The organism is Actinosynnema pretiosum, assembly GCF_024171695.1.
In the GTDB taxonomy this organism is placed as follows: domain Bacteria; phylum Actinomycetota; class Actinomycetes; order Mycobacteriales; family Pseudonocardiaceae; genus Actinosynnema; species Actinosynnema pretiosum.
The window spans coordinates 224017-235213 of sequence record NZ_JAMTCF010000006.1 but is presented as its reverse complement, the minus strand read 5'-3'; the positions used below and the strand labels follow the sequence as shown (position 1 = coordinate 235213).

The following is an 11197-nucleotide window of genomic DNA, read 5'->3' as shown; positions in this document are numbered from 1 at the left end:
GGCCTGCGGACGGGGAGCCTGCTCGTCGCCGGGCGCGTCCGGGTTCCGGGCGCGCCCGGTGGGCTTCCCGCAGGGCGCTCGGCCGGGCCTTTTTCACAGGCCGCGCGACGTGGGCGCCGTGCACCGGACCCGGCGCGCGAGACGTCGTCCGCACGGCTGAACAGCTGTTCAGGCGTGCGCCCGGACCTCGCGCCTTCCGCCCGGCCCGGCTCCGGTCCGCGCGCGCGGCGGAGCGGGCGGCGCCCCGCTGCCTCCCCGAGGGGGAATCCGCGTTCCCGCACTCCCCGCCCGGCGCCGCGACCCGCCCGGCGGTCCGCGCTGGGCCGTCCGGGGGAGCGCACGACCCGCCCCTCCCGTCGTGCTCCCCGGTCTGGCGGTGCTGCGCGCGGCCGGGCGCGAGTTGGATGGGGACGTCCCGCCGGGGGCGCGGCCCCGCGAGTGGTCTGCGGGCCGGGGGGCCGGCTGAGGAGGACCGGTGCGCATCCTGGTGGTCGGGGCCAACGGCAGGCTTGGGCGGCGCGTGGTGGCGCGGGCGCTGGAGGTCGGGCACGAGGTGACCGCGTTCGCCCGCCGCGCCGACGGGCTGCCCGCCGACCCCGCGCTCGCGGTCAGGGTCGGCGCGGTCGCCGAGTGGCCCGCCGAGGTCAGGGCCGCCGTCTCCGGCCAGGACGCGGTGATCGCCGCGCTCGGCAACCCGCCGTGGACCGCTCGGCGGCGCGGGCCCGCCGCCGTCGCGTCCGCCGTGGCGAACCTGGTGGTCGCGATGTGCGCGGAGGGGGTGCGGCGGATCGCGGTGCCGGTGGCCTGGGGCGCGGGCGGCAGCAGGGTCGCGGCCTCGCCGGTGCTGCGCGTGCTCGCGGCCACGGTGGTGCGCCGCGACTACCGGGACTACGGGGCGGCCGAGCGGGTGCTGACCACCTCCGAGCTCGACTGGACCCTCGCCTACCTGGGGGCCCTCACCGATCGCGGCGCGGCAGGGTGGCGGGCCAGCACGGACATCGGCGGGCCGCGCGCGCTGGGCCTGTCGCGCTCGGCGGCGGCGGAGTTCCTGGTGTCGGCGGTGGAGCGGGACGACCTGGCGCGGCGGCGCGTCGTGCTGCACGGAGCGGCGCGGTGACCGGCGACGCGGGCGGCTACCCGCGCGGCGTGGACCGGCCGGGCTTCTGGAGCGCCGACCGGCCCGGCGCGTGGAGCGCGGACCAGCCGGGGATCTGCAGCGACCGGCCGGGCTTCTGGCGGGCCGACCGGCTCGGCGCGTGGCTGCTGGACCAGCCCGGCGCGCTGCGGCGGCAACCACCCGGCATCTGGCGCGTCGACCGGCCCGGTTTCTGGAGCACCCACCGGGCGGGCGTGCGGAACGCGCTCAGGACCGCGCTCCAGGCGGCGATCCGGACCTCCGGCGGTGCGGGGGCGCACCGGCACGCGGAACCGGGCAGACCCGGCCCGCCGCCTGCGGGCGGCGGTTCCGGGGGTGGGGGTGTCGGCGCGCCCTGGAGCGCGGACCAGTTCGGCGAGTGGGTGATCGGCACGGGCCCGGTGTCCTCCGGGGACGCCCGTCCCGGTGGCCGGGGTGGTGAGCGGTCCGGTTCCCGGCGTGGCGTTGCGGCCGGTGCGGAAGGGGGCGGGGCGGCCCCGGTGTTCGAGGGGGACGCCCCTCCCGGTGGCGGGGGCGGCGACCGGCCCGGTTCCCGGCGGGGTGCCGAGGGGGTGGACCCGGTGTCCGACGTGAGCGCCAGTGGCGATGAGCGGCCTGGCGCGAGTGGACCCGGCTCGGGACCGATGCTCGCGGGGAACGCCCGTTCCGGCGGCCAGGACGTGGACCGGTCCGGGGCCCGGAGCGTTCAGCCGCCCGGTGCGCGGAGCGCGGACCGGCCCGGCGCGGGGAACCCCGGCCAGTCGTTCGCGGGGAGCGCTCTCCCGAGCCCGCGCGGCGCGGACCGGTCCGGCGCGTGGGACGCCGACCCGTCCGGGGTGGACGACCCGGTGGCCGACCGGGTCGTGGTGATCACCGGGGCCAGTTCCGGGCTCGGCGCCGCAGCCGCCCGGCGCTTCCACGCGCTCGGCGCGCGCGTCGTCCCCGTCGGCCGCTCGCCCGAGCGCACCGCCGCGCTCGCCGCCGAGCTCGGCGTCACCGGGCACGTGGTCGACTTCAGCAGCCTGGCCACCGTCCGCGCCCTCGCCGACGACCTGCTCGCCAAGCTGTCCAGGATCGACGTCCTCGCCGCCAACGCGGGCGGCATCCCCGACCGCACCGGTCCCACCGTCGACCGCGTCGACCCCGTGCTCCAGGTCAACGCGCTCGGTCCGTGGCTGCTCAACGCCCTGCTGCTGCCCGCGCTCGCGGGCGGTCGGATCGTCGCCACCTCCTCGCGGGCGCACCGGGGCGCCTCGCTCGCGGTGTCCGAGGTGGACGGTCTGCCGGTCGGCGCCCGGCCGCTCGGCGCCTACGCCGCCTACGGCCGCGCCAAACTCGTGTCCGGCATCCTGCTGCGCGAGCTCGGCCGCCGGAACCCCGGACTGCCCGTCGCCGACTTCCACCCCGGCGTCATGGCCACCGGCTTCGCCCGCCACCTCGGCGCGCCCGGCGCGCTGTTCACGCTCCTGGCCAGGCCGCTCCTGGTCCGCCCGGAGACGGCGGCCGACCAGCTCGTGCGCATCGCGAGCCGCGCCCGCGCCACCGGCTACCACGTCGGCGACCGCCCGGCCCCCGGTTCGCCGCAGCTCGACGACCCCGTCCTCGGCGCGCTCCTGTGGGACATGGCGGCGAAGGCCACCGGGCACCCCTGACGGCCAGGGCGCGGGGCGGCCGGGCGGTGACCGCGCCGGTCGTCGGGCCGATCGCCGGGCCCGATCGCCGGGCCGTTTCCGCTCATCGCCTGGCCGGGTGTCACCGGAAGTGATGATCTTTTGCTTTTCCCGACCGCTCCCGGCCGCACCCCGCCCTACGCTCCGCAACCGTGTTCCAGCCTCCCGACAGCTCAGCGCCACCGCCCACCGCCCCCGGCGACCCCGGTGGCGACGTGAGAGCCCGGCGCTGGTCGTTCGAGACGAGGCAGGTCCACGCGGGCGCGTCCCCCGACCCGACCACCGGGGCCCGCGCCACCCCGATCTACCAGACCACCTCGTTCACGTTCGCCGACTCCGCGCACGCCGCCGACGTCTGCGCCCTGCGCGACCTGGACTCGCACGCGTACAGCCGCATCGGCAACCCCACCACCGCCGTCGCCGAGGCGCGCCTCGCCGACCTGGAGGGCGGGGTCGCGGCCGTCGTGCTCGCCAGCGGCCAGGCCGCGATCACCCTGGCGCTGCTCAACCTCGCCCGCACCGGCGACCACGTGGTCGCCTCCGCCGCCCTCTACGGCGGCACGCGCGTGCTGCTCGCCCACACCTTCACCGAGCTGGGCATCGGCGTCGACTTCGTGGCCGACCCGGACGACCCTGCCGCGTGGCGGGCGGCCGTGCGGCCCAACACCAGGGCGTTCTTCGCCGAGGTGGTCGGCAACCCGCTCGGCAACGTGCTGGACCTGCGCGCGGTCGCGGACGTCGCGCACGCGGCCTGCGTGCCGCTCGTGGTGGACAACACCGTCCCGACGCCGTACCTGTGCAGGCCGCTGGAGCACGAGGCCGACGTGGTGGTGCACTCGACCACGAAGTTCCTGGCCGGGCACGGCAGCAGCGTTGGCGGCGCGGTCGTGGACGGCGGGCGGTTCGACTTCGCCGCCGACCCCGACCGCTGGCCGCAGTTCACCGAGCCCGACCCCGGCTACCGGGGCGTGGTGTTCGCGGCGGACTTCGGCGAGCTGGCGTTCGCGCTGCGGCTGCGGGCCAGGCTGGCGCGCGACCTGGGACCCGCCGCGTCGCCGTTCAACAGCTTCCTGCTGCTCCAGGGGATCGAGACGCTGTCGCTGCGGGTGGAGCGGCACGTGGCCAACGCGGGGGCCGTGGCGCGGTGGCTGGCCGGGCGGCCGGAGGTGGCGCGGGTGCACTACGCGGGCCTGCCGGACGACCCGTGGCACGCGGCCGGACGGCGCTACCTGCCGCTCGGGGTCGGCGCGGTGGTGGCGTTCGAGCTGGTGGGCGGGCTGGAGGCGGGGCGTCGGCTGGTGGACCGGGTGCGGTTGTTCAGCCACCTGGCGAACATCGGGGACGTGCGCAGCCTGATCATCCACCCGGCGTCGACCACGCACGCGCAGCTCGAACCGGCCGAGCAGGTGGCGGCCGGGGTGACGGCGGGACTGGTGCGGCTATCGGTGGGGTTGGAGGGGATCGCCGACCTGCTGGCCGACCTGGAGCAGGCGCTCGCGGAGTGAGGTGGCTCGCGCCGCCGGACCGGTCGCGCGACCCCGGTTCGCCGCCGGGGTCGCGCGTCCGGTCCCGGTCCACGAGGCCGCGCCGACCGGGCCGCTGTCCCGGTCGGCGCGGTCACCGGGGTCAGGCAGCCGCGCGGGTGTGGCGCCTCGCCGCCGCCACGGTCTGCTCCAGCAGCAGCGCGATCGTCATCGGCCCCACACCGCCCGGCACTGGGGTCAGCCAGGACGCCCGCTCCGCCGCGCCCGCCTGGTCGACGTCGCCGACGCCACCGGGGTGGTAGCCCGCGTCCACCACCACCGCGCCCGGCTTGATCCACTCGCCGCGCACCAGCTCCGGCTTGCCCACGGCGGCCACCACCAGGTCGGCGCGGGCCACCTGGTCGGCCAGGTCGGTGGTGCGGGAGTGGCAGGTCGTGACCGTGGCGTCGCGGGCCAGCAGCAGCGCGCTCACCGGCTTGCCCAGGATCGGGCTGCGGCCGACGACCACCGCGTGCTTGCCCGCGAGGTCGATGCCGTTGACGTCCAGCAGGCGCAGGATGCCGCCGGGCGTGCACGAGTGGAAACCCGGCTCGCCGAACGCCATCGCGGCGTAGGAGGCCATCGTCACGCCGTCCACGTCCTTCGCGGGCGCGATCGCCTCGAACGCGGCGCGCTCGTCGACGTGCGCCGGGACCGGGTGCTGGAGCAGGATGCCGTCCACGGCCGGGTCCAGGGACAACCGGGTGATCTCGGCGACCAGCTCGGCCGTCGTGGTCGACGCGGGCAGCTCCACCGCGCGCGAGTCGATGCCGACCCGGCGGCAGCGGGTGCGCTTCATGCGCACGTAGGTCTGCGACGACGGGTCCTCGCCGACCAGGACCGTGGCCAGCAGCGGCGCGCGGCCTGAGCGCCGGGCGAACTCCAGCGCGGCGATGGCCGTCGAGTCGTAGATCGCGTCGGCCGCCGCTGTTCCGTCGAGCGTTCGAGCTGGCACGGGCACACCCCTGTCATCCGTTGGATGAGGGGCACCCAGGCGGGCGATGCCTGCTCCGCGCGCACTCCCCGGTGGTGACCCACCCTCGCCAGTCGTGCTACGCCATCGTAACCCCTCGGTGTCAAGCTGGTTCACGCCTTGGACGGTTTTGCGCGGGTCGGCCCGGCCTTCCTAGCGTGGGCCCACGCAGCGGGAACGGGAGGGCAGCGCCGTGCGCCTGGTGGTGACGATCAGCCTGGAGGTCGAGCCGGACGAGGTCGGACCGGCCACGTCGCGGGTCGCGGACGCCTTGCGCGACAACGGGATCGCGGTGCACGGGGTCGGCGGCCTCCCGCTGCCCGCCGCGCCGCGCGCGTTCCCGCCCGCGCGGCCGGACGTGGAGCTGCTGGTGCTGCCGGATTCGAGGCGGGTGCTGCACCTGGGGCGCGCGCTGCCGCTGAGCAGGCGCGAGTTCGACCTGCTGCTGTTCCTGTGCGAGCACCCGGATCGCGTGCACGGCAGGCGCGAGCTGATCAGCCGGGTGTGGGGCGGGGACGGGAGCCGGGGGACGCGGACGGTGGACGTGCACGTGCGGCGGTTGCGGCACAAGCTCGGGAGCGCGGCCGGGGTGATCACCACGGTGCGCGGGGCCGGGTACCTGGTGGAGGCGGGGGAGCGGGTGCTGGTGCGCCGGGTCGGCGATGGCGGGGAGTTGTTGGTGGGCAACGGGTAGCGGTGGAGCGATGGGTGGCGCCGGGCCGCTGGGCAGCCGGAGTGCGGTCAGCGCCCGGTGAGGAAGTCCGCGACCAGCGGGCCGGTCTCGTGGTGGAACTCCTCGAAGTAGGCGTGCCTGGCGCCCTCGACCAGGTGCAGGCGGGTGTCCGGGATGCGGGCGGTCAGCAGCGGGGCGTTCTCGGTCGGGTTGAACCGGTCGTCGGTGCCGTGCACGACCAGCGTCGGCGCGGTGATCGACGGCAGGACGTCCCAGGCGTTGTGGTTGCCGCTCGCCAGCAGGTGGCCCTTCCTGGCGTGCGGGGGCATGTCCGGGTCGCCCAGGGTGGTGAACGGCCCGCCGTGCGTGGTGAACGGTCCGTCGTGGAGCTCCAGCCAGGCCGGGGTGTACATCAGTTCCAGGAGCGCGCGCCTTGCCTTGCGGCGGTCCACCTGCGCGAGGCTGCGGCGAACCTCGGGCGAGCGCTCGACGCCGTGCGGCGGACCGGGCGAGGTGCACCCGAGCACCAACCCGCGCACCCGCTCCGGGTGGTCGGCGGCCACCCACTGCGCCACCCGGCCGCCCATGGAGGTGCCGTACACGTGGCAGCGGTCGACGCCGAGGGCGTCCAGCACGCTGAGCGCGTCCTCGGCGAAGGTGCGCGTGGCGTAACCGCCCTCGGGCTTGTCGCTCAGGCCGGTGCCCCGGTGGTCGAGCACGATGGTGGTGAACTCGCGGTCGAAGTCCGGGCGCACCCGGTCCCACCAGTGCAGGTTGTTGGCCTGCCCGGAGAGCAGCAGCAGCGGATCGCCGGAGCCGTTGACCTGGTAGTGGATCTGCACGTCATCGGCTGTCCGGGCGAAGGGCACGCGGCCACCCTACCTCCGTGGAACCCGCAGACCGGCCTGAGCCGTCACCCGCTGATCGGGCGGCGGCGCCGACATCCGCTGACTGAGCGGCGGCGCCGTCCACTGGGCGGCGGCGCCACCACCCGCAGACTGGGCGGCGGCGCCATCCACTGGGCGGCGGCACCCCCCACTAGGCGGTGCCATCCACTGGAACACCCACCGGCTGAGCCGCGCTACTACGGGGCCGCACCACCACCTGCCGACCGGGCAACGCGGGCACGACCAACCGGACTGGCCGTACCGACGCTTGGCCGGTCGTCAGGGACGGGTATTGCCAGCCGGGCCGCGCGCACCCCGCCGATCGCGAGGGCGGGGGCGACCGAATCGGACTGCGCTGACGTTCCGCTGGCCGGTCCGCGCGGGCACCCGACAGCCGTGCTGTGCCGTCACCCGCCGCCTGCCGCCTGCCGCCTGCCGCCTGCCGCCCAGGGCTTACCGCCACCCGCCACCCAGGGCTTACCGCCACCCCGCCGCCTCTGCGAGCCTCGGGTGTCGGTCGCGTGCCCAGCGGGCGTGGTTCGGTTTCAGTTGTGGGTCAGGGTTCGTCGCGCTTCACCTCCCCCCTGCGTCGACCGCGCTCGCCGTTCGGCCCGGACTCGCCGCAGCTCCTGATCCCGCAGCCGTGCCTGCCGCAGCCGTGCCCGATCCCGCCATTCCGCCTGGCGCTGCCACTCCGCCCGATCCCGCCACCCCGCCCGACCCCGCCACTCCGCCCGACCCCGTCGCCCCGCGCGGACCGGCCAGCCCTGTCAGCTCGAACTCGGTCAGCCCGTGCCGAACGCCGTTGACCTGGAGTTCCACCGCGTGCGTGCCCGCGTGGTGCCGTCTCGTGGTGATCTCGCGGAACGGGTGGCGCTTCGTCAGCAGGGCGCGTTCTCCCGGCTCCAGCACCCGCGTGGTCAGCTTGAAGACCTTCGGCGTCCTGGAGCCGTCCGCCTTCACGTAGTGCACCGCGTAGTCGATCGCCAGCCGCGCCGCCTCCGAGCCCCGGTTCCTGACCTCCGCCGTGAACTCCAGGCCGCCGCCGAACACCACCTCGTTCCGCGCCAGCACCGGACCGGTCACCTCCACCGCCTCCGCCGCCCCGTACCCCAGCAGGCCCAGCGCCCCCGGATCGCCGCGCTTCACCAGCGTCCGCAGGGCGTGCCGCACCAGCCGGGGCGTCGTCGGCCCCGGCTCGGACAGCCAGCGCCCCGCCACGTCGACCACCAGCGCCGGGGCCAGTCTGCTCACGTCGTTCAGGTGGTTGGCCACCGAGCGGCGCACGTACTCCGACTCGTCGTCGCGCAGCGCCTCCAGGACGGGCAGCGCCCGCTCCGGCTCCGCCACCAGGCCCGGCACGCGCCTGCCCCACGGCAGGAACGGCCGCGTGCCCTCGCTGGCCAGCCTGCGCACGTGCTCGTCCGGCGACCCCGTCCAGCCCAGCGCCACGTCCAGGGTCGTGCCGAGGTCGGCCAGCAGGAACGTGCGCAGCGCGAACTCGCCGGTCAGCCGCCCGGTCATGGCCGCCAGCACGTCCAGGCCCTCCCGGACCCGGTCGGCCGACGCGGCGCGCGCCGCCAGCGCCTCGGACAGCGGCCACACCGCCCACCCCCCGAAGCCAGGGTCGGCCAGCGCCGCCCGCAGCACCGCCTCGAACGCCGAGTAGTCCTCCGGCAGGTCGGCCAGCACCGCGTCCGCGACCAGCCTGGTCCGGCCCGCCAGCGCGACGCCGTCCAGCGCGCCCGCCGCCTCGGTGACGCGCGGGGACGGCGCCCCGGCCAGGCGCAGGTGCTCGGCCAGGTCGAGGACGGTCGTGGGGCTGAGGAGCTCATCGGCTGTGGGCACGTGACCCATTGTCCGGAGGGGTCCGACAGTTTTGGGGGCGTCGGGGGAGGGGGAGGGCGGCAGCGGAGTAGTTCACTCGTTCGTGGAGCGCGCCACGGCCGGACCCCGTGATCACCGTGTGTAGCATCCCGCCGCACCGGGTAGCCGTGCACTGCCGTGCAAGCCCAACGAAGGGGAAGTCATGCGCCTGACCCGCCTCCCGCTCGCCGTGCTCGCCGCCGCCGCGCTGGCAGCCGGGTGCACCCCGAGCGACCGGCCGTCCGAGCAGACCGGGAGCACCGAGCCCGCGGGCACCTCGGCCGAGGGCGACGCGGCCAGCACCGACGTGGTCACCGTCCGGGAGTCCGGCGTGCTCGCCGTGCCGGAGGACGCGCAGACCGCCTTCACCTACGACCAGGACGCCGCCCCCGTGGGCGCGAGCATGGACGTCGAGGTCGCCGAGGAGGACGAGCAGACCACCGTCCGGCTGTCCGTCCAGGGCTTCCAGCAGGACCGGGGCTACGCGGTGCACGCCCACACCCAGCCGTGCGGCAAGACCGGCGCCGACGCCGGCCCGCACTTCCAGCACGAGCAGGACCCGGCGGCCACCCCGGACAAGCCCTCCACCGACCCGGCGTTCGCCAACGCGCGCAACGAGTTCTGGCTCGATTTGATGACGGACGCCCAGGGCACCGGCGAGTCCGAGACCACCGTGCCGTTCGGGTTCACCGACCGGGTGCCCGCGTCGATCGTCGTGCACGAGGCCGAGCACACCATGACCGAGCCGGGCAAGGCGGGCACCGCGGGCGCCCGGCTGGCCTGCCTCACCGTCACCTTCCGCTAGCGGGCCGGGGAACGCGCCCGAGTCCCGCCGACCACCGGCCAACGCCGGGACAACAGCCGGTGAACTCGGGCGGGTTCCCGAGCGCCCACCCCTACCTTCGGTGGTGAAGGGGGTGGGCGTCTTGCCCGAGGAGGACTTCTTAACCCAGCTCACCGGCAGCGCCGAGGCGATGATCGGCGTCGTCACGCTGCTGGTGACCGTGCTGCTGTCACTGGTGGGGTGGTGGCTCAAGCGCAAGCAGATCACCTACCGCGTGCACCTGGACACACCGATCGGGATCGACCCGGTCGAGGACACGTCCATGATCGACGTTCAGCTGTTCAACAAGGAGAACGTCGTTGCGCAGCCCAGCTTCGCGCTGGTGCGCATAGCGAACACCGGCAACGCCGCGATCCGCACCGAGGACTTCGAGGACCCGCTGACCCTGGAGTTCGGCGGGCGCACCGTGGTGGACGCGGAGATCGTGGAGGGCAAGGCCCTGCGCAAGCGCGTCGAGCGCTACCCGCAGTGGCCGACTCCCGGTGAGACGAAGCTGGTGCTGCCCAAGACCCCGCTCAACCGCAAGGACCGCATCAAGCTGCTCGTGCTGCTGTCCGGCGTCCCGGACGCGGACGCCCCGGCTGCGGTCACCTGCGAGGCTTTCGTCTCCGGGGGACGGGTCGTGCACGACACCACCACCGGCAACGGCCCCAGCAAGCGCAGCCTGTGGCTGTCCGGCGTCGCGCTGGTCGTGGTCACGGCGTCGGTGGCGCTGGTGCTGACCGGGCTGGGCGGCGGGCGGGGCACCGCGTGCGCGCAGGGCGTGCTGGTCGTGGACGGCTCCAGCGCGTTCGCCCCGGTGGCGGAGAAGGTCGCCGACTCCTACCGCGCGCGCTGCTCCGACGCCGACATCCTGGTCGTGCCCAGCCCCAGCTTCACCGGCGCCGACCGGCTGGTGCGCGGCGAGGCGCAGATCGCCATGACCGACGGCCAGGTGACCGGGGCCAAGTACCGGCTGCTGGTGGGGCACCCGGTCGGCAAGGTCACCTTCGCCGTGCTGGTCAACGCGGGCACCGGTGTCACCGATCTGACCCAGGACCAGCTCAGGGAGATCTACGCGGGCAGGCGTCCCTACTGGGACGGAGCGGGGGCCAACCGCGTCACCGTGTTCAGCCGCACCTTCCAGTCCGGCACCCGCGCGGCGTTCGACGACCTGGTGCTGGAGGCGCCGGTCGGGCAGGAGAACCTGGACCGGAAGTGCAACGGCGACGCGGTGCCCGACGGCAAGGTGCCGCTCTGCGAGCACAGCGAGACCTCGGAACTGCTCGCCGAGCTGGGACGGACACCGGGAGGGATCGGGTACGCCGAGCTGTCCGCCGCGCGCGAGGCCGCCGAGGAGGACCCCGCGCTGCGCATCGTGACGATCAACGGGATCGAGCCCGCGGACCGGGGGAGGTACGTGTTCATGGCCGATGAGTTCCTCCACACCGACGGCCCGCCCGCGGTCGGCAGCCTCGCCGAGTCCTTCATCGACTACTTCCGCGGCGACGAGGGGCGCGCCATCGTCGACAAGGAGGGGTTCGGCCTCCCCGAGTGAGCTCCGGTCGGGTGCCGGGTGGGGCCCCACCCGGCCGAAGGCACCCGCTCGGCAGGCTTGTCACCGCCCGCGCCGCGCACCTACCGTCA

Annotated in this window: 9 protein-coding genes and 1 riboswitch; of the genes, 6 read left to right on the top strand and 3 right to left on the bottom strand. The window is 75.6% G+C overall.

Features of this window, described 5'->3' with window-relative positions:
• Positions 1-475: 475 nt before the first annotated feature.
• From LV78_RS14375 to LV78_RS14365, 3 genes are all read left to right on the top strand, one after another.
• Positions 476-1117: an NAD(P)-dependent oxidoreductase gene (locus LV78_RS14375; protein WP_253845769.1), complete on the top strand. Its 642-nt coding sequence runs from the start codon at positions 476-478 to the stop codon at positions 1115-1117.
• Positions 1114-2787, top strand: a complete 1674-nt coding sequence (locus tag LV78_RS41605) for an SDR family NAD(P)-dependent oxidoreductase (RefSeq protein ID WP_253845768.1) — start codon at positions 1114-1116, stop codon at positions 2785-2787. The genes LV78_RS14375 and LV78_RS41605 overlap by 4 nt, the downstream gene beginning before the upstream one ends.
• 233 nt (positions 2788-3020) lie before the next feature.
• Positions 3021-4310 (top strand): O-acetylhomoserine aminocarboxypropyltransferase/cysteine synthase family protein, encoded by a 1290-nt coding sequence (locus LV78_RS14365; RefSeq protein ID WP_425546843.1) that lies wholly within the window; start codon positions 3021-3023, stop codon positions 4308-4310.
• Between the two features lie 121 nt (positions 4311-4431).
• Here LV78_RS14365 and LV78_RS14360 read toward each other — a convergent pair whose 3' ends face one another.
• The gene (locus LV78_RS14360; protein ID WP_253845766.1) at positions 4432-5283 is read right to left on the bottom strand and encodes a bifunctional 5,10-methylenetetrahydrofolate dehydrogenase/5,10-methenyltetrahydrofolate cyclohydrolase; all 852 of its coding nucleotides are present in this window, start codon (positions 5281-5283) and stop codon (positions 4432-4434) included.
• Positions 5284-5309: 26 nt separating this feature from the next.
• Positions 5310-5389, bottom strand: a riboswitch (ZMP/ZTP riboswitch).
• 105 nt (positions 5390-5494) lie between these two features.
• On the opposite strand from LV78_RS14360, the gene LV78_RS40740 reads away from it, so the two are divergent.
• Entirely contained in the window at positions 5495-5995 is a 501-nt protein-coding gene (locus LV78_RS40740) for a winged helix-turn-helix domain-containing protein (protein ID WP_308208714.1), read from the top strand.
• A 47-nt stretch (positions 5996-6042) separates the two neighbouring features.
• Here the strand turns inward: LV78_RS40740 and LV78_RS14350 are convergent, their stop codons facing one another.
• Both LV78_RS14350 and LV78_RS14345 read right to left on the bottom strand, forming a co-directional pair.
• Positions 6043-6843, bottom strand: a complete 801-nt coding sequence (locus LV78_RS14350; protein WP_253845765.1) for an alpha/beta fold hydrolase — start codon at positions 6841-6843, stop codon at positions 6043-6045.
• A 591-nt stretch (positions 6844-7434) separates the two neighbouring features.
• A complete protein-coding gene (locus LV78_RS14345; RefSeq protein WP_253845764.1) occupies positions 7435-8718 on the bottom strand; it encodes a DNA alkylation repair protein in 1284 nt (427 codons plus the stop codon).
• A 172-nt stretch (positions 8719-8890) separates the two neighbouring features.
• On the opposite strand from LV78_RS14345, the gene LV78_RS14340 reads away from it, so the two are divergent.
• Together LV78_RS14340 and LV78_RS14335 are read left to right on the top strand one after the other, a co-directional pair.
• Positions 8891-9532 carry a superoxide dismutase family protein gene (locus LV78_RS14340; protein ID WP_253845763.1) on the top strand — a complete coding sequence of 214 codons (642 nt, stop codon included), beginning with the start codon at positions 8891-8893 and terminating at the stop codon, positions 9530-9532.
• A 112-nt stretch (positions 9533-9644) separates the two neighbouring features.
• Positions 9645-11108: a substrate-binding domain-containing protein gene (locus tag LV78_RS14335; protein WP_253845762.1), complete on the top strand. Its 1464-nt coding sequence runs from the start codon at positions 9645-9647 to the stop codon at positions 11106-11108.
• Positions 11109-11197: the final 89 nt, after the last annotated feature.